We start from the raw sequence: 17,864 nt of genomic DNA on the forward strand, positions 1-17,864 counted from the left end.
CCTCTCGTCGATCGCTTGACCCTCCGGGCGGCTCCATCACGCGGGCTTCCCACCCCAGACCGAAGGATCGCGATCGCGGTGCCGCGCGCACCCGCCTGGGCGATCCCGCTGCTTCCCGAAAGCGTGTTTCACCTTGACTCAATTCGTTGATTTCGGCCTCGCGGCGCCCATCCTGAAGGCGCTCGCCGAGACCGGCTACGTCACGCCGACCCCGATCCAGGCCCAGGCCGTGCCGCAGGCGATGGCGGGCCGCGACCTCTGCGGCATCGCCCAGACCGGCACCGGCAAGACCGCCGCCTTCGCGCTCCCGATCCTGCACCGGCTCGCCAGCGAGACGCCGCAGCGCCGCGCGCCCCGCCGCGGCTGCCGCGTCCTCGTGCTCTCGCCGACCCGGGAGCTCGCCAGCCAGATCGCCGAGAGCTTCGGCGATTACGGCAAGTTCCTGCCCTTCTCGACCACGGTCGTGTTCGGCGGCGTCACCATCGGCCGCCAGGAGCGGGCGCTGGCGAACGGCGTCGACATCCTGGTCGCGACCCCGGGCCGGCTCCTCGACTTGATCGACCGCCGCTCGCTCAGCCTCGACGCCGTCGAGTACCTCGTCCTCGACGAGGCCGACCAGATGCTCGATCTGGGCTTCATCCACGCGCTGAAGCGCATCGTCACCCTGCTGCCGAAGGCGCGCCAGAGCCTGTTCTTCTCGGCCACCATGCCGAGGAATATCGCCACGCTGGCGGCCCAGTACCTGCGCGACCCGGTGCAGGTGGCGGTGACCCCGGTCGCCACCACGGCCGAGCGCGTGGAGCAGCGGGTCGTCCACGTCCCCACCGGCGCCAAGCAGGCGCTGCTGGCCACGATCCTGCGCGACGCGTCGATCGACCGCGTGCTGGTCTTCACCCGCACCAAGCACGGCGCCGACCGCGTCGTGCGCGGCCTGGAGAAGGCCGGCATCGGCTCGGCGGCGATCCACGGCAACAAGTCCCAGCCCCAGCGCGAGCGGGCGCTGGCGGCCTTCCGGGCCGGAATCTGCCGGGTGCTCGTCGCCACCGACATCGCGGCCCGCGGCATCGACGTCGAGGGCGTCAGCCACGTGGTGAATTTCGACCTGCCGAACGTGCCGGAAGCCTATGTCCACCGGATCGGCCGCACGGCCCGCGCCGGGGCGGACGGGCTCGCCATCTCGTTCTGCAACGACGAGGAGCGCGCCTATCTGCGCGACATCGAGCGCCTGACCCGCCAGAAGGTGCCCGAGATGGCGATCCCGGAGGGCTTCGTGCCCCCGAGCCGCCAGGAGGCCGCGGTGGCCGAGGCCGAGGCCGAGCGCGACCGGCGCCAGCCCGGGCCGCGGGGCCAGCGTCCCGGCCGGCCCCAGGGCGGCCGCCCGCCGCAGACGCAGGGCGGACGCCCGGCGGAGGCGCGGCCGCGCCCCGCGCGCCAGGGCCAGGACGGGCGTCCCGCCCGCGCGAACCAGGACGGGCGTCCCGCCCGGCAGGGTCAGGATGCGCGCCCGGCGCATCACCGCGCCGAGGGCCCGAACCACCGGCAGGGGCAGCCGCAGCGCCGCGACCACGCCCGCCCGGCCCAGGGCGGCCAGGACGGCCGCTCGATCGGCTGGCTCGACCGCGCGCCGCGCTGAAATCTCCGGAACCGCCGGGCCGTCCCGGCCCGCCGCGCGCGTCGCAGCCCGCGCTCTTGGCGGCCCGCGCTCTTGGCGGCCCGCGCTCACCGGCTGAGCGCGGGCCGTTCGCGCATGAGGGGGCCGACGATCCGGCGCTCGCCGCGCCCAGTCAGGGCGTGGTGCGCGGTTCCGGCGCGGCGATGGCGGCGTTCGCCGCCGGGGCCGGCCCGCAGGCGGCGCCCCCGGCACCGAGCAGGGCCGCCACCGCGGCCTCGAGCTGCGGGTCGCGGCCCTCCGCCCAGGCGGCGGGGTCGGAGGGCACCGCGACATCCGGGAGGATGTCGGTGTTCTCGAGGAGGCGCCCGTCCGCCCGGCGGATCGCCAGCTGCGGCAGGCCGTAGGCCAGCCGCGGCACGATCGGGGAGGGCACCCACCACACGAAGGTGCCGGTCCCCGCGACGGGGTCGCCGATGAGCGGCCCGATCCCGAGGTCGCGGTAGCCCTGCGGGAAGATCGAGGCGTCGGAGTAGCTCGCCGCGTTCATCAGCACGGCGGAGGGCTTGGTCCAGCGGTTGGCCGGCTCGGCCTGAGGCGGCCCGGAGCGCGGGCTGAAGGTCAGGTAGGGGCGCCCGGACAGGAGCGTGAGCAGCTGGTTGTGCAGGTTGCCGCCGCCGTTGAAGCGCACGTCCACGATCAGCCCCTCCGCCTGGGCGAAGCGGCCGAACAGCTCCGCGAAGGTGCGGCGGTAGGAGCGCGCGTCCATGGCGCGGACGTGCACGTAGCCGAGCCGCCCGCAGGAGCGGGCGACCACGGCGTCCCGCCGCGCCCGCTGCCAGCGCTCGAAGGCGAGGTCCCGCTCCCGGTCGAGGCTCACCGGGGCGCGACGCTCCCGCACCTCGCTGCCGTCCGGCTTGCGGAAGGCGATCTCGACGAGCCTGTTCGCGCGGCCGCGCAGCAGGCGGTGCACGCCGCCCGCCTCCGGGATCGGCGCCCCGTCGATCTCGGTCAGCACGTCCCCCGGCGCGAGGCGCGTACCGGCCGCGTCGAACGGTCCCCCGGGCAGGATCGCGGCGACCCGCATGCCCGGCCCCGCATGGGCCTCGTCGTAGTAGAGGCCGAGCGAGGCGGTCCGCTCGTCGGCGGGGATGGCGGGGACGAGAAAGGCCCCCGTATGCGAGGCGTTGAGCTCGCCCGCCATCTCCGAGAGCAGTTCGGCGAGGTCGCGCGGATCCGCGAGGGCGGGCAGGAAGCGGGCGTAGCGCGCCTGCGCGGCCTCCCAATCCACCCCGTGCATGCCGGGATCGAGGAACTTCGCCCGGGTGAGGCGCCCGTATTGCGCGAAGGCCTCGCGCAGGGTCCGGGCCGGGTCCCGGGCCGCCTCCACCTGGACCCGCACGCTGCGCACCGTGCCGCGGGCGAGGTCGATCTCCTCGAAGCCGTTCCGGGACAGGGCGTAGAGGCTGCGCTGGTCGCGGCTCAGCCGGACGGGACTCGCGCGCTTGGAGGCCACGCCGGAGAACAGGATGCGGCGCCGGCCGAGCCGCAGGTCGCGCAGCGTCCCGGTCAGCATCCAGCCGTCGCCCGCCGGAGTCTCGGCCTGCTCGACCGTGAGCACGCCGACGCCGTCCGCCATCAGGCCGGCATGGACCACGTCGCCGGGCGCCTGCGAGAGCCGGTACTGCCGGTCCTCCAGCCCGTCCGGATCGAAGGTGGGGAGCGCCGGGCGCGCGGCCCGCTCGGCCTGAACCCGCTCGGACGGCGCCGGGCCCGTCCCGGAGGGGCGCGCCGGACCGTCCGGCTCCGCCACGACCGGCAGGCGCAGCCGCGCCTCGAACGCCTCCCGGGCCCGGCGGGAGGTGAAGACCGCGTCGACGTCGCTGCGGGCGGCGTCGCCGAGGGCGCGGTGGAGCGCGCTGGCGTCGCTGCGCCAGAGCAGGAAGCCGCCATCCGCGCTCCACTGCGCGTCGCCCTGGGCCTCGCCGGCCGGAGCGACCCGCAGGGGCGGGCGCGACCCGTCGGCGGGCACCACCGCGACGTTGGTCGCGAAGGATTGCTCGCCCTGGATCGGCAGGGCGAGCCAGCGCGAATCCGGCGACCAGGCCAGCCACCAGCGGCCATCGTCGTAGGCGTAGAACCGGCCCGGCGGCACGACCTCCCGGTCGGCGCCGCTCGCGAGATCGAGGACGTGCACGGCGGCGCGGTCGAGGACGTAGGCGAGGCGGCGCCCGTCGGGCGCGTAGCGCGGCACCAGCGCGTCGCCCTCGGCGCTCGGGAGCCGGCGCTCGACGAGGCGGGTCGCCTGCGCGAAGCCGGTCTCCTCCGGCACCGCGAGGCTCGTCTCGTAGAGGCCCCAGCGCCCGTCCCGCTCGGCCGCGTAGGCGAGGCGCCGCCCGTCCGGCGAGAAGGTCGGGTTGCGCGCCTCGCCCGGGCCGCGGGTGATCCGCTTGACCGATTTCCCGTCGCGGGCGGCGACGGAGATGTCGCCCTGCGCCACCAGCGCGACCTCCTGGCCGGTCGGCGAGACCGCGAGGTCGCTGAACTCCGAGCTGCGGGCCGGGACCTCGCCGGCGAAGGCGGATTCGGTCACCGTGACCGGGATCACCTCGGGCTCGGCCGCGCCGCGCGCCAGCCGGTAGAGCGCCCCCTCGCGCGCGAAGACGAGGTCGCCCTCCGCCGAGGCCGAGAGCCAGCGCACGGCGCCCTCGGCGAAGAAGGTGAGTTGGCGCGGCACCCGCTCGGCGAGCGAGAGGCGCCAGACGTTGAGCGAGCCGGAGGCCTCGCTGAGATAAGCGATCTCGTCCCCCGGCAGCCAGACGGCGTTCCGGCTCTCCCGCGTCCCCTCGGTCAACCGCTCGTGCCGGCCCGTCGCCGCGTCGTAGAGCCAGACCTGGCGCACGGCCCGGGAGACCTGGTGCTGCCGGAAGCGCTGCTCGACGTTCGGGCTCGTGTAGAGGAGGCGCTTCCCGCCCGGGTCGGAGCGGGCGTCGAGGGCGGCATTGGGCAGGACGAGCGTCTCGCGGCCCCCGGCCAGCGGCACGGCGTAGACCTGGCTCGCCATCTCGGTCCGATTGGGCGGGGCGAAGGTCCGGGCCGCGTCGCCGAGGCGGCGGGCGGCGAACAGGACGCGGCCGTCCGGCGCGACGCTCATCGGGCGCTCGTCGAGGCCGTACCAGGTCAGGCGCCGGATCTCGCCCCCGGCGGCCGGCACCGCGAAGACGTTCAGCGCCCCGAAGCGGTCCGACGCGAAGGCCAGGGTGCGGCCGTCGGGCGACCAGGCCGGCGCCGCCGCGTGGGTTCCGGCGGGCGTCAGCGCCGTCGCGGCGCCGCCGGAGGCGGGGACGATCCAGATCTGCCCGCGGTGCCGGAAGGCGATGCGCGTCCCGTCGGGGGAGAGTGCCGGCTCCCGCAGCCAGAGCCGGCCGCTCTCGGGCGGCGCGTCCGCGCGGGACGCGGCCGCCGCGAGGCAGGCCCAGAGCAGGAGAAGGACGAGCCTCGCGCGCATCGACAGGGACTCCCCACCGGGGCCGACCGGCCGGACCTGGACCATGAGCCCAGGTCGGCCATGACCCCAGGCCGAACATGACCCCGGGCCGAACATGACCCCGGGCCGGCCATGACCCTAGGTCAACATTGTGTCGCGGCGGCGCCATGCAGCCGAGCCATACGTCGGCTCGTCTCGCCGGCCCGTGCGAACGGGCACCTGCCGGATGCGTTGCCTCGCCGCCGCGGCTCCCCATCTCCCCGGGCGGATCCACGCGAGGAGGGACGCGATGCGCTTCGAACTCTACCGGGATGCGGGCGGGCACTGGCGCTGGCGGCTGCGGGCCGCGAACGGCGAGGTCGTGGCCGATTGCGCCGAGGGCTACGTCCGCCGTGAGGATTGCGAGCACGGCATCGCCCTGGTGAAGGGCGCGGGCCAGGCCTCGGTCGTCGACATGACCCTCAAGATGGCGTGAGGTGGACGGCTCAGGCGGCGACGCTCCGGATATCGGCGCCGCCCAACGGCTGCGAGGAGGCCCCCAGACGCTCGACGGCCACGATACGGCCCTCCGCACCGAGATCGATCACGAGGCCGGGGGACCTCCTCGCGCGCGGCGATGGGCGTCTCGGAGAGACGGAGGAGGAGGGCATCGGCCTCGCGGTGATCGTGCATCGTCACGTCCGCCGCCTGCCTCGGTCGAGGAAGGCTGTGAGGATCGCGCAGCCTGCGGGTTCCGGTCGATATACCCCGCGAAAAACGCGTCCGCCGCGCTCCGGGACAGACCGGACAGCGCGCACCAAACTCGGATCGACCGGATCGGGCTCGGTCGTTAGGGGGCTCACGACCGCGCGCTCCACCGAGGCCGCGTCGAGCTGGCGCTCCGCCATGGCGACGCGGGCGTGAGCCAGGGAAACGAACGCCATCATCGGACCCCCCTCCCACGGGACACCCGTCCGGTCCTTCCCACCAACCGGCCGTGAAGGTTCCCGTCGGCCCGCCCATTCGGGCCGATCCGCAGACGGACGGCGCGGGGCGGTGCCGTCCCCCATCGTCGATCGCTGGCGGAAGGCGAATCCCGGGGCCGCGTCGGCCCGCCGCAGCGCGGCGTCGCTGCACCGCGGCAACGATATGGTCCGCGGGGCGTTGAGGGGCCTCGCGTCACCGAACGCCTCACCGAAGACGCAGGAGCTTCCCAGTGCTGAAGACCGTGATCCTGGCCGCCGGCCTCGTGCTCGGCGGGGCCGCCCTCGCACCGCAGGCGGCGACCGCCGCGCCGGCCCCCGCCGAGACGGCCGCGGCGGCTCCCACGACCTGGGTGCAGTACGGCTATTACCGCCGCCATCACCACCATTGGGGCCGCCCCTACGGCTACCGCCGCTACGGACCGCCCTACGGCCGCGCCTACGGCTACCGCCGCCATCACGGCTTCTACGGCCATCCCCATCGCCGCGGCTTCTACCGCTACTGAGCGGGCGGGGCCGGCGCGGCCGGCCCCCTTCGGCCGATGGTCCGGGCTCAGTGATACGGGTCGGCCGCGTCGCGCAGCCCATCGCCCAGGAAGTTGAAGGCGAGCACAACCACCACCACGGGCAGGATCGGCAGCAGCAGCCAGGGATGCAGCTGCACCGCCGCGAGGTTCTGGGCCTCGTTGAGCAGGACGCCCCAGCTCGTCACCGGCGGCCGCAGCCCGAGCCCCAGGAACGACAGCGCGGTCTCGCCGAGGATCATCGAGGGAATCGACAGGGTCGCCGAGGCGATCAGGTGGCTCATGAAGTTCGGGATCAGGTGCCGGCCGATGATCCGCGCCTTCGAGGCGCCCATCAGCTCGGCGGCGCGCACGTAATCCTCCTCGCGCAGGGCGAGCAGCTTCGAGCGCACCGCGCGGGCGAGGCCCGGCCAGTCGAGCAGGCCGAGGATCAGCGTGATGCCGAAGAAGACCAGAACCGGGCTCCAGTTCGGGGGCAGGGCGGCCGAGAGGGCGAGCCAGAGCGGCAGTTCCGGCAGCGAGCGCAGGATCTCGATCATCCGCTGCACGAGGTTGTCGACCCAGCCGCCGAGATAGCCCGCGAGCCCGCCGAAGAAGAGCCCGAGCGCGAAGGACACCGCGATGCCCACGAGGCCGACCGTCAGCGAGATCCGGGCCCCCGCGACGATGCGCGAGAACAGGTCGCGCCCGAGCCGGTCGGTGCCCGCGAGGAACAGGGTGCCACCCTCCGGCGGGCAGACCAGGTGCCAGTCGGTGCGCACCAGCCCCCAGAATTCGTAGGCCTCGTCGCGGCAGAAGAAGCGCAGCTTCTGCACCGTGCCGCGGTCGACCGTGTAGTCGCGCTGGAAGCGCTCCAGGTCGAACGAGAACGCGTAGGGATGCGTGTAGGGCCCGACGAAGCGGCCCTCGTGGAACAGGTGCACGGATTGGGGCGGCGCGTACAGGAAGTCGCCGTGGCGCTTGGCCGGGTCGTAGGGCGCGAGCACCTCCACGAAGGGGATGAGCGCGTAGAACAGGACCAGGATGAGCCCGGCCGCCACGGCCACCTTGTGGCGCTTGAACTTCCACCAGGTGAGGCGCCACGAGGAGGCGCGGTCGAAGACCTCGCTCTCCGCGCCGAGGGGCTCGGTGCGGCCGGGATCGAAGGGGGCCGGGTCGACGAAGTGGCGCGGGCGAACCTCCAGGTTCATCGGCCGGAGCCTCCGAGGCGGATGCGGGGGTCGAGCCACGCGAGGAGCAGATCGGAGATCAGCATCCCGATCACCGTGAGCAGCGCCACGAACATCAGGATGAAGCCGGCCAGGAACTGGTCCTGGCTCTTGAGCGCCGCGAGCAGGATCGGCCCGACGGTCGGCAGGCTCAGCACCAGCGAGACCAGCACCGAGCCCGAGACGAGGTGGGGCAGCAGGTTGCCGATATCGGCGATGAACGGGTTGAGCGACATCCGGAACGGGTACTTGAGCAGCGCCCGGGTCGGCGGCAGGCCCTTGGCCTTGGCGGTGACCACGTATTGTTTGCCGAGTTCGTCGAGGAGATTGGCGCGCATGCGGCGGATCATGGCGGCGGTGCCCCCGAGGCCGATCACCAGGGTCGGCACCGCCAGGTGGGCGAGGAGCGACTGCACCTTGTCCCAGGTCCAGGGCTGGCCCGCATAGGCGCTGTCGTAGAGCCCGCCGATCGAGATGCCGAGCCAGCGATTGGCGTAGAACAGCATGATCAGGGCGAGCAGGAAGGACGGGGTCGCCAGCCCCAGGTAGCCGATCAGGGTCGCGACGTAGTCGCCGACCGAGTATTGCCGCGTCGCCGAGTAGATCGCGATCGGGATCGAGACCACGTGCACGAAGATCACCACCGCGAGGTTGACCACCAGGGTGAGCCAGAGCGCGTCGCCGACCACCTCGCGCACCGGCCGGTCGTACTCGAAGGACCAGCCCCAATTGCCCTGGAGGAGGCCGTTGAAGAGGCCCTCCGGGTTCGGCCAGACGCCGATCCAGCGCAGGTACTGCTCCCAGACCGGGCGGTCGAGGCCGTATTGCTGCATCAGGAACTGGGCCTTGGCGACCGAGGCCGCCTCGCCCTGCGAGCGCAGCTCGGCGATCTGGTTGGTCAGGAAGTCGCCCGGCGGCAGCTTGATGATGAAGAAGACGAGCGCCGAGATGACGAGGAGCGTCATCGCCATGGTGAGGGTGCGGCGCAGGAGGTAGCGGATCACCGGGCGGCCTCTTTGCGCTCGGGGCCCCAGAAGAACTCGTCCATGCGGTAGACCCCGATCATGGCGGTGGGCTTCCAGCTGTAGGTCGCCCGGTCAGGAAGGTTGACGAGGCGGGTCTTGGCGACGACCGGCTGCAGCGCCCCCGCGACCGTGCCGATCACCCACTGGTTCTCGGCCCGGTTGCGCAGCATCTCGCCCCAGATCCGCGCCTGCACGGCGGCGTCGCCGGTCGCCATCCACTGCGCGTTGAGGTCGAGGAGGGTCTTGGCTTCCGGGATGTCGACCGGCTCGCCCTCCTTGCCCTTGGTCTCGACGAACTGCCCCCATTTCGGCCACGCGTAGGTGTCCTGGTGGACGGGGGCGAGCTCGTCCGGCGGCATCTCGGCGGTCGGCATGGCGAGGTCGAGCCCCTGCGCCGCCACCATGGTGGTGAGCCCCGCATAGGCCCGGTTGCGCAGCACCGTGCGGTCCTGGGGCTTCACGAAGAGCTTGACCCCGACCTCGCGCCAGAATTCCGCGATCAGGGTGAGCCCGTCGGTGAGCATCATGCTCTCGCCGTCGGTCTCGACCACGATCTCGAGCTCCCGCCCGTCCGGCAGGAGCCGGATCCCGGCGCCGTTGCGCGCGCCGAGCCCGACCGTGTCGAGGAGCCGGGAGGCCTCCTCGGGATCGTACTGGGCGTGGAGCGTGCGGTATTCCGGCTTGTAGAGCGGGCTGCCCTCCACGACCGTGTCGTTCCCCTCGGTGCCGAGCCCGAACAGGAGCGCGTTGTTGAGGGTGCGCCGGTCGATGGCGAGCGACAGGGCGCGCCGGAAGCGCACGTCGCGGTTGAGCCTGCGCCAGACCGGATCGGCCGCGGTCAGGTTCGGGTAGAGGGCGATCTCGGAGCCGCGGGCGCTCGGCCAGAGATGCGTGCGGTAGCCCTTGGCCCGCTCGCCCTCGCGCAGGATCGGGATGTCCTCCATCGTGAGGCCGCGGAAGAGCAGGTCCGCCTCGCCGGCATTGGCCTTGGCGGCGAAGAGCCCGGCCGCCGCGATGTCCATCAGCACCCGGTCGACGTAGGGGAGCTGCTGGCCGTTGCGGTCCACCCGATGGTAGTAGGGGTTGCGCACGAAGACGAACCGCGCGGCGGGGGCCGTGTTGGTCACGCGCCAGGGCTGCAGCGTCGGCAGGTCCGGATTGGTCTGCTCGAACATCGCGTCGAGCCGGTTGTGCAGGGTGGCCCAGCCCTTGACCTTCTGCGCCTTGACGGCGGCGTCGAGGTCGTTCTTCGGCGCGTAGCGGGCGTGGAACTGCTTCAGGTAATGGGCCGGCCGGTAGATGAAGGGGTCGCGCGGCGAGGCGAGTTCCGGCAGGAAGCGCGGGTTCGGCCTGTCCCAGGTGAAGCGGACGCGCAGCGGGTCGAGCACCTCGAAGCGCGGCAATTGCCCGTCCACGATCATGAATTCCGGCGGGCCGGAGGGGCTCAGCTCCTTGTTGAGGGCGACGTCCTCCCACCAGTAGCGGAAGTCTTCCGCCGTGAAGGGCTGCCCGTCCGACCAGCGGTGGCCGGCCCGCAGCGTGAAGGTGAAGACCTTGTCGTCCTGCGACTCGTACTGCGCGAGGAGGTCGGCCTTGAGGGCGAGGCTCTCGTCGTAGCCGACGAGCCGGGCGTAGCTGTAGGCCGAGATGTAGCGGATGTCCCGGGGCTTGGCGACGAGGGTGACGATCTCGCCGCCCGGCCGGCCGAGCTCTCGGCCGGCCGCCGCGAGGTCGACGACCAGGGGCTCGGCGGGCAGGCGGGCCGCGGCGGTCTCGTCGGCGGCGCGGGCGAGGCCCGGCAGGAGGAGCGCCAGGGCGGCGAGCGCCGCGGCCGCCCGCGGGCGCCCCGCACCGCCATCCCGCCCGCCCCGCCCCCCGAGAGGCCGCTCCCGCCGCCAGACCGTCATCTCGCCTCTCCCGAACCGGGTGCTGCCAGCGCCACGTAGGTGATCCGCGCCGGCGAGTAGCCGGTGGCGGCGTGCAGGTCGTCGAACGGGTGGGCGAGCCGGATCGCCGCCCGCGCCGCCCGCGCCTCCTCGCCGTCCGGCCGGTAGACGAAGTCCCGCCCGTTGCGCCGCCAGCGCACCGGCTCGGGGCCGGCGGCCTCGTCGCACAGCATCGCGATGGTCGGGAAGGCCGGCCCGCCATGGGCGTGGAGCCGGTGGGCCGCCGCGTCGTCGTCGAAGATGAGCCGGGTCAGGCCGCGCGCCCGCGCCTCGCGCACCCGCCGCGCCTGGCTGATGTGGTCGTCGAAGAAGCCGACCCCCTCCGCGAGGTCGAGCCCGCCGAGGTCGCGCTCCGACCAGTCGCCCGCGTGGTAGCGGGCGCGGCGGTCGCGGTAGCGCAGCCCCGACAGGTCGGGATCGAAGCACAGGATCTCGGCCTCCGGGCAGGCCTGCCGGGTGATCCAGGTGGTGAGGCCGCGGAACACGCCCGATTCGATCACGACGGGCGGGCGCAGGGCGCGCATCAGCACGTAGAGGCACAGGGCGCCGTTGAAGCCGTTGCCGCCCCGGCGCTGGGCCACCGGCGCGGCGCCGATCAGGTCCCAGAAGGTCTCGATGGCCGGCCGCGCCCCGCCCGGCAGGGAAAGGCCGCAGGCCGCGAGGTCGGCGTCGAGCCGGGCCGCGGCGGCGGCGAACAGCGCCTCGGTCTCGCGGCGGGAGAGGGGCCGGTGCGCCCAGTCGGGCACCGCCGGCACGAGGTCGTAGCCGAGCCGGTCGAAGAGCGGGCCGAGGACCCGCCGCCGCAGGCGCTCCAGGAGCGGGTGCGGCCGGAGCGCGGCGCCGGGGGGCATCACGCCGCCTTCCGCAGCGCCGGCCCCGCCACGCGCACGCGGTGGCCGGGCGAGACCTCCTGCATGGTCCCGGTCTCCGGGCCGGCGAGGCGGAAGGGCTCCGGCCAGGCGGCGGGGTCCGAGAAGCGGTCGCTCATCAGCAGCTTGAGGTCGAGCGGGTGGTCGAGGTCGGGCTCGGGCACCGCCGCCAGCAGCGCCCTCGTGTAGGGATGCACGGGGTTGCGGAACAGGGCCGCCTTCGGCGCCTCCTCGACGATGAAGCCCCGGCACATCACCGCGATCGTGTCGGCGATGTAGTCCACCACCGCGAGGTTGTGGGAGACGAACAGGTAGGCGATGCCCAGGCTCGCCTGCAGGTCCTTGAGCAGGTTGAGCACCTGCGCCTGGACCGAGACGTCGAGGGCCGAGACCGGCTCGTCGCAGAGCAGCACCCGCGGCTTGAGGGCGAGGGCGCGGGCGATGCCGAGGCGCTGGCGCTGGCCGCCCGAGAAGGCGTGCGGGTAGCGCCGCAGCGAGCGCGCGTCGAGCCCGACCATGTCGAGGAGCTCCCGCGCCCGGGCGTAGCGCTCGTCCGGCGTGCCGACGCCGTGGATGCGCAGGGGCTCGGTCAGGATCTCGTAGACCGTCATGCGCGGGTTGAGCGAGGAGAACGGGTCCTGGAAGACGAACTGCACCGCGCGCCGGAAATCCTTCAGGTCCCGGTCCTTGAGCGCGAAGACGTCGCGCGGCCCGCGCCCCGAGCCGTCGTCGAAGCACACGGTGCCGCTGTCGGGCCGGAGCGCCCGCATGACGATCTTCGACAGGGTGGTCTTGCCGCAGCCCGATTCGCCGACGAGGCCGACCGTGCGCCGGGGCCACAGGTCGAGGCTCACGCCCCGCACGGCGTCGATGCGCCGGACCGTGCCGCTGAACCAGCCCGCCCGCAGGGTGAAGGACTTGCGGATGTCGCTGATCGACAGGAGGGGCCCGGCCGGGTCGGGCCGGGGCGGCTCGCCGGCCTTGCGGGCGAGGACGGCGCTGCGGACCTCGCGGATCGGGGTGAGCCGCTCGCCCTCCTGCATGTGGAAGCGCGGCACCGCCTTCATCAGCGCCTTGAGGTAGGGGTGGCCCGGGCGGCGGAAGATGTCCTCGCGGGCGCCCGCCTCCGTCACCCGGCCGCGATAGAGCACCACCACCTGGTCGGCCATGTTGGCGACGACCCCGAGATCGTGGGTGATCAGCAGCATCGCCATGCCGGTCTCGGCCTGAAGGTCGCGCAGCAGGTCGAGGATCTGGGCCTGGGTGGTGACGTCGAGGGCGGTGGTGGGCTCGTCGGCGATCAGGAGGGCGGGCTTGGTGACGAGCGCCATGGCGATCATGGCGCGCTGGCGCAGCCCCCCCGACAATTCGAACGGGTAGGTGACGAGGGCGCGATTCGGGTCGGGGAAGCCGACGCGGGCGAAGACGTCGGCGGCCCGGGCCCGCGCCTGCGCGGCCGAAACCTCCGCGTGCAGCCGCAGCGCCTCGATCACCTGGTCGCCCACCGTGTGGAGGGGCGAGAGCGAGGTCATCGGCTCCTGGAAGATCATGGCGATGCGCCCGCCGCGGAGCGCCCGCATCTCGGCGGAATCGGCGCCGAGCCGCGCGATCTCGGCGACCCGGCCGGTCGCCGGGTCGGTGAAGCGGATCTCGCCCCCGGTGATGCGCGCCGCCTTGGGCAGGATGCGCAGGATCGCCTGCGCGGTGACGGACTTGCCCGAGCCGGATTCGCCCACCAGCGCGACCGTGCGCCCGGCCGGCACGTCGAGCGACAGCCCGTCCACCGCCCGGAACGCCCCGGTATCGGCCGAGAAATCGACCGTGAGATCGCGGATCGACAGGAGCGGTGCCGTCATCCTGATCCTTTTCGTTGGTTGGGGCCGTCCTCATCCGAGGATGGATCCCTTGCCATGACCTTAATGTCGGTTTGTGACACGCGCGACGGCCCCGGCGCAAACAGGTCCGCGGCCCGCGCGAGGCGGATCGCCGGATGCGCGGCGAGGCGATCGAGCAACGCCGCGCAGAACGTCCAGGTTGCGGCGTCCTGGGCGGCGTGGTGGGTGAGGAGGCCCACCGGCTCCCCCCGCCCCGCCCCGGCCAGCAGCGTCGCGGCCGCTCGGGGGATCAGCCCGGCCGGGTCGGCGAGGGGGCGCCCCGGCGCGTGCCACGCCACCGGGTCGACGTGGGTGTTGACGATCGCGAGGCCCGGAGGCGCCGGCCCGCGCGGGCCGAAGGTCGAGAGCCCCGCGTAGCCGAGCGCCGGGAGGCGCGGCACGAGGTCCGGCGCGATCCGGTTCCAGGGCGGCACCAGGACCGGCAGGGGCGGGCGGCCGAACCGCTCCCGCGCCAGGGCGAGCCCCTCCCGCGCCTCCGCCGCCAGGGCGGCGGGCGGGCGGCCGGGAGCGAATTCCGCCCTCTTGCCGGAGGGGGCCCGGTCGGCGTGGGCGAGGCCGTGGACCAGGAGGTCGATCCCGGGCTCTCCCGCGAGCCGGGCGGCCAGGGAGGGCGCGGCGAGGCCCGGGATCGCCGCCAGCGCCAGCGGCCAGCCGGCGGCGCGGTGCAGGGCGACCAGCCGGTCGAGGGCGGGGGTGTGCGCCGCCGCGTCGTCGTCGCGCCACCACAGCGTCGCGGTCAGGCCCTCCGCCGCGAGCCGGGCCAGGGCGGCGTCGAGGGGCGACCAGTCCGGTCCCGCCGCGAGGGCGGGGGCGGGGGTGGGGGCGGGGGCGGGGACGGCCAGCATGGCCTCCACTAGGGCCACCGTCTGGGCCGCCCCGTCGAGGGCGAAGGCCGCGCGCGGGGGCGCCGGGTCGGGCGAGGGGGCGAGCATCGCCGCGACGGAGGCGGCGAGCGCCTCCGGCCCGAGCTCCGCCTCCGGCAGCACCCGGGCGAGCCCGCGCGCCGCCAGCGTCTCGGCGCGCAGCCGTTGCTCGGTCTCGCCCCCGGCCTCGAAGGGGACGAGCAGGGCCGGGCAGCCGCCGCGCAGGAGGTCGAGCACCGTGTTGTAGCCCGCCTGGCTGACCGAGAGCGCGGCCGAGGCCAGCAGGGCGCGGAAATCGGTGCGCGCGCGCTCGACGATCGCGTTCGGGGGCGCCGCGTCGCGCAGGGCCGCGAAGGCCGCCTCGGGCACGGCGCGCCCGACCAGCACCCGCCACGGGAGGTCGGGCAGGCGCCGCGCCGCGCCGAGCGCCGCCCGCTGCAGGGGCAGGCCGGCCGCGCTCGACCCGCCCGAAACCACGATGCCGGACCGCGCCGTCCCGGCCGGGAGACCCTCGCCCGGCGCCTCGTCGACGTAGCCGGTGTAGCGCAGCAAGGGGCGGAGCGCGTCCTCCACCGGCCAGGAGGCGTCGAGGGGCAGGAGGTTCGGGTCGCCGTGGACCAGCACGGCGTCGTAGGCGGCGAGCCGCGCGCGGGTCGCGGCGGCCCGCTCCGGCCGGCTCGGCGGGGCGAGGATGTCGCGCACGGAGGCGAGGAGGAGCGGCCGCGGCCGCCGCGCCCGCGCGGCCTCGACCAGCGCGTCGAACTCCGCGGCGAGCACCCGGCGGCCGAACGGGTAGAGTTCGGTGATCACCGCGTCGGGCGCGGCCTCGTCGAGGGCGGCCAGCAGGGCGGCGCGGCGGGCCGCGAGGGTTCCGGGCGCGACGGGGGTCCCGTCCGGTTCGAGGAGGCGCGTGAAGGCGGTGCCGGCGATGCGCAGCGGCGGCAGCTGCACGAGGCGGATCCCGTCGAGGCGGGGCAGGGCGGCCGGCATGCCCCCGGAGACGAGGGTGACCCGGTGCCCGGCCGCCGCGAAGGCGCGGGCGAGGGCCGCCGCGCGGGTGAGGTGGCCCGCCCCGAGGAGATGCGTCACCGCGACGAGGAGGCGGCTCATGCCGGGCATCCCGGCAGGGCCGCCAGGGCGGCCCGCAGGCGCGCCGCGGCGGCGGCGAGCCCGCGCTCCCCGCGCGCGAAGGCGAGGGCGGCCGCGCCCATGGCGGCGCGGCGCGCCGGGTCGGCCGCGAGGGCCCGGACGGCATCGGCCAGGGCGGCGGCCTCGCCGGGCGCCGTGACGATGCCGGTGATCCCGTCCCGGACCACGTCCGGCACGCCGCCGTCGCCGCCGGCCACGACCGGGCAGCCATGGGCCTGCGCCTCCAGCAGGACCATCCCGTAGGCCTCCCGCACGGCAGGCCAGACCAGGAGGTCGGCCGCCCCGTAGAGGCGCGCCAGGGCGGCGGGCGCGAGGGCGCCGTGGCGGCGCACCCGCGCCCCGAAGGGCGCGAGGAGCCGGCCCACCTCCGCCGCCGCCGGCCCTTCCCCGGCCACGTCGAGGCTCCAGGCGAGGTCGCCGCAGCGGGCGAGCGCCTCCGCGAGGAGGCGGTAGGAGGCGAGCTTGTCGCCCTCGCGCATCATCGCGACGGTGAGGAGCCGCAGGCCGGCGCCGCCGGCCGGGCGGGCGGGGAGCGGCCAGTCGGACGGGTCGAGGAAGGGGGGCAGGGCGGCGAGGCGCTGGTGCGGCGGGCGCGCCGCCTCCAGGGCCGGCCGGTCGCGCCGGTTCATCACCAGGACGAGGTCGGCGGCGTCGAGGGCGGCCTCGGCGCCGGCATGGCCGACCGCGTGCGGCCCCGCGGCGCGCTTGGGCGCCCGGGAGCCCTCCGCGACCACGTAGGGGATGCCGAGCGCGCGGGCCACCTCCGGGCCGATCCAGTCCGGGGCCTTGTAGTAGACGTGGTAGGTGAACCAGAGCCGGGGCGGGGCGTCCCGCCACGCCGCGACGAGCCGCGCCGCCTCGGCGCGCGCGGCCTCGCGCAGGGCCGCGTGGCGCGAGCCCTCGGGATCGCGGCTGCGCAGGCCGCTCGCCAGGAACGGGGCGAAGCCCGCCTCGGCGAGCGCCCGCAGCAGCAGCCGCGCCATGGTGCGCTCGCCCGAGGGCACCGGGTGGTCGGGGGGCTTCAGCGGAGCGTAGAAGGCGATGCGGGGCGCGTCCGGTCCCCTGCCGCGCGGCGGGCTCACGGTCCCGCCCCCCCGCGCAGCAGCCCGGCGATCCGGTCGAGGCCCTCCTCCGCCCCGAACTCCGCCCGCAGCCGCGCCCGCGCGGCCGCGCCGAGCCGCGCCCGCGCGGCCGGGTCGCGGGCCAGGAGGTTGAGGGCGTTCGACAGGGCGGCCCAGTCGCCCGGCGGCACCAGCCGGCCCTCGATCCCGTCGCGCAGGAATTCCGGGATCCCGGCGAAGTCGGTCGCCACGATGGCGAGGCCCTGGGAGGCCGCCTCCATGATCACGTTCGGCAGCCCGTCGCGGTCGCCCGAGGGCGCGCGCTTGGCGGGCAGCACGAACAGGTCCGCCTCCCGCAGCAGCGCCACCACCTCGGGCTGGGGCTTCGCCCCCAGGAAGGCCACCCGCCCCTGGAGCCCGAGGGCGGCGGCCTTGGCCTTGAGCGCGGGGAGCGCCTCGCCGCTGCCGACCTGGGCGAGGCGCCAGTGCAGGCCGGGCGGCAGGGCGGCGAGCGCGTCGAGGAGGTCGTCGAAGCCCTTCTTGGCCACCGCCCGCCCGACCGTGACGAGGCGCAGCGGATCGGCCGGGTCGCCGCCGTCGCGGGGCGGGCGCGCCGCGGGGGCTTCGGGGAAGCGCCGCAGGTCGAGGCCGTGATAGACGAGGCCGATCCGGCCGGGCTCGGCCGCGAGGCCGCGCAGGCGCTCCGCGCCCGCCGCCGTGCAGGTGACCGCGAAGGTCAGGCGCGCGTCGTCGAGCTTCTCGGCGAGTTCCCAATCCGGCGTCGTCCAGATGTCCTTGGCGTGGGCCGAGGCGCTCCAGCTGCGCTCGGTGAGCAGCGCGGCGTAGCGGGCGACCGAGGCCGGGGTGTGGAGGTAGTGGACGTGGATGTGGCGGACGCCGTCCGGCAATTCGCGGGCCAGCACCAGCGCCTGGCCGAGGCGGCGGAGGCGGTTGCGGGTCGGGTCGCGCCTGAGGTCGCGCCAGACCAGCCCCAGCAGAGCCCGCAGGCGCGGCCGGAAGAGGGCCGACAGCAGCCCGCGCGCCACCCGCAGGGGCGCCTCGTGCAGGTATTCCGGCAGGTAGGCGACGGGGGCGCGGATCTGCCGGTGCATCGGGTGCACGGCCCCGTCGTGCGGCCGGCGCAGCGACCAGATCGCGAGCGGCAGCCCGCGGGCCTCGAGGCCGAGGAGTTCCTGGGCGATGAAGGTCTCGGACAGGCGCGGATAGCCCTTGACCAGGACGGCGATGGGAGCGGGCATCGGGCGG

At 75.0% G+C, this 17,864-nt stretch carries 13 protein-coding genes; 3 read left to right on the plus strand and 10 right to left on the minus strand.

Going from position 1 to position 17,864, the window contains the following annotated elements:
• Nucleotides 1–133 precede the first annotated feature (133 nt).
• Nucleotides 134–1,633, plus strand: a complete 1,500-nt coding sequence (locus tag MET2598_RS0129535) for a DEAD/DEAH box helicase (protein WP_018263301.1) — start codon at nt 134–136, stop codon at nt 1,631–1,633.
• Between the two features lie 151 nt (nt 1,634–1,784).
• On the opposite strand, the gene MET2598_RS0129540 is transcribed toward MET2598_RS0129535, so the two are convergent.
• Entirely contained in the window at nt 1,785–5,117 is a 3,333-nt protein-coding gene (locus MET2598_RS0129540; RefSeq protein ID WP_018263302.1) for a S41 family peptidase, read from the minus strand.
• A 268-nt stretch (nt 5,118–5,385) separates the two neighbouring features.
• Here MET2598_RS0129540 and MET2598_RS0129545 point away from each other — a divergent pair, with 268 nt between their 5' ends.
• Nucleotides 5,386–5,571 (plus strand): YegP family protein, encoded by a 186-nt coding sequence (locus MET2598_RS0129545; protein WP_012336116.1) that lies wholly within the window; start codon nt 5,386–5,388, stop codon nt 5,569–5,571.
• 199 nt (nt 5,572–5,770) lie between these two features.
• Here MET2598_RS0129545 and MET2598_RS0129555 read toward each other — a convergent pair whose 3' ends face one another.
• On the minus strand, nt 5,771–6,022 hold the full coding sequence (locus MET2598_RS0129555) for a DUF4258 domain-containing protein (protein ID WP_012336115.1): 252 nt from the start codon (nt 6,020–6,022) through the stop codon (nt 5,771–5,773).
• 269 nt (nt 6,023–6,291) lie between these two features.
• Here MET2598_RS0129555 and MET2598_RS0129560 point away from each other — a divergent pair, with 269 nt between their 5' ends.
• Nucleotides 6,292–6,564 carry a hypothetical protein gene (locus tag MET2598_RS0129560; RefSeq protein ID WP_012336114.1) on the plus strand — a complete coding sequence of 91 codons (273 nt, stop codon included), beginning with the start codon at nt 6,292–6,294 and terminating at the stop codon, nt 6,562–6,564.
• Nucleotides 6,565–6,611: 47 nt separating this feature from the next.
• On the opposite strand, the gene MET2598_RS0129565 is transcribed toward MET2598_RS0129560, so the two are convergent.
• From MET2598_RS0129565 to MET2598_RS0129600, 8 genes are read right to left on the minus strand one after another with little or no spacing between them, the layout of a single operon-like run.
• Nucleotides 6,612–7,772 carry an ABC transporter permease gene (locus MET2598_RS0129565; RefSeq protein WP_012336113.1) on the minus strand — a complete coding sequence of 387 codons (1,161 nt, stop codon included), beginning with the start codon at nt 7,770–7,772 and terminating at the stop codon, nt 6,612–6,614.
• Nucleotides 7,769–8,794: an ABC transporter permease gene (locus MET2598_RS0129570; RefSeq protein ID WP_012336112.1), complete on the minus strand. Its 1,026-nt coding sequence runs from the start codon at nt 8,792–8,794 to the stop codon at nt 7,769–7,771. Before MET2598_RS0129570 ends, MET2598_RS0129565 begins: the two co-directional genes overlap by 4 nt.
• The gene (locus tag MET2598_RS0129575; RefSeq protein WP_018263304.1) at nt 8,791–10,722 is read right to left on the minus strand and encodes an ABC transporter substrate-binding protein; all 1,932 of its coding nucleotides are present in this window, start codon (nt 10,720–10,722) and stop codon (nt 8,791–8,793) included. Before MET2598_RS0129575 ends, MET2598_RS0129570 begins: the two co-directional genes overlap by 4 nt.
• Nucleotides 10,719–11,612 carry a hypothetical protein gene (locus MET2598_RS0129580; RefSeq protein ID WP_012336110.1) on the minus strand — a complete coding sequence of 298 codons (894 nt, stop codon included), beginning with the start codon at nt 11,610–11,612 and terminating at the stop codon, nt 10,719–10,721. Before MET2598_RS0129580 ends, MET2598_RS0129575 begins: the two co-directional genes overlap by 4 nt.
• Nucleotides 11,612–13,486, minus strand: coding sequence for an ABC transporter ATP-binding protein (locus MET2598_RS0129585; protein ID WP_012336109.1), 1,875 nt, complete (start codon nt 13,484–13,486; stop codon nt 11,612–11,614). Before MET2598_RS0129585 ends, MET2598_RS0129580 begins: the two co-directional genes overlap by 1 nt.
• Complete coding sequence (locus MET2598_RS0129590; RefSeq protein ID WP_018263305.1) at nt 13,483–15,498, minus strand: glycosyltransferase; 2,016 nt, start codon at nt 15,496–15,498, stop codon at nt 13,483–13,485. The genes MET2598_RS0129585 and MET2598_RS0129590 overlap by 4 nt, the downstream gene beginning before the upstream one ends.
• Nucleotides 15,495–16,619: a glycosyltransferase family 4 protein gene (locus MET2598_RS0129595; RefSeq protein WP_018263306.1), complete on the minus strand. Its 1,125-nt coding sequence runs from the start codon at nt 16,617–16,619 to the stop codon at nt 15,495–15,497. The genes MET2598_RS0129590 and MET2598_RS0129595 overlap by 4 nt, the downstream gene beginning before the upstream one ends.
• Complete coding sequence (locus tag MET2598_RS0129600) at nt 16,616–17,857, minus strand: glycosyltransferase (protein WP_018263307.1); 1,242 nt, start codon at nt 17,855–17,857, stop codon at nt 16,616–16,618. Before MET2598_RS0129600 ends, MET2598_RS0129595 begins: the two co-directional genes overlap by 4 nt.
• Between the last annotated feature and the right edge of the window lie 7 nt (nt 17,858–17,864).

The organism is Methylobacterium sp. WSM2598 (genome assembly GCF_000379105.1).
In the GTDB taxonomy this organism is placed as follows: Bacteria; Pseudomonadota; Alphaproteobacteria; order Rhizobiales; family Beijerinckiaceae; genus Methylobacterium.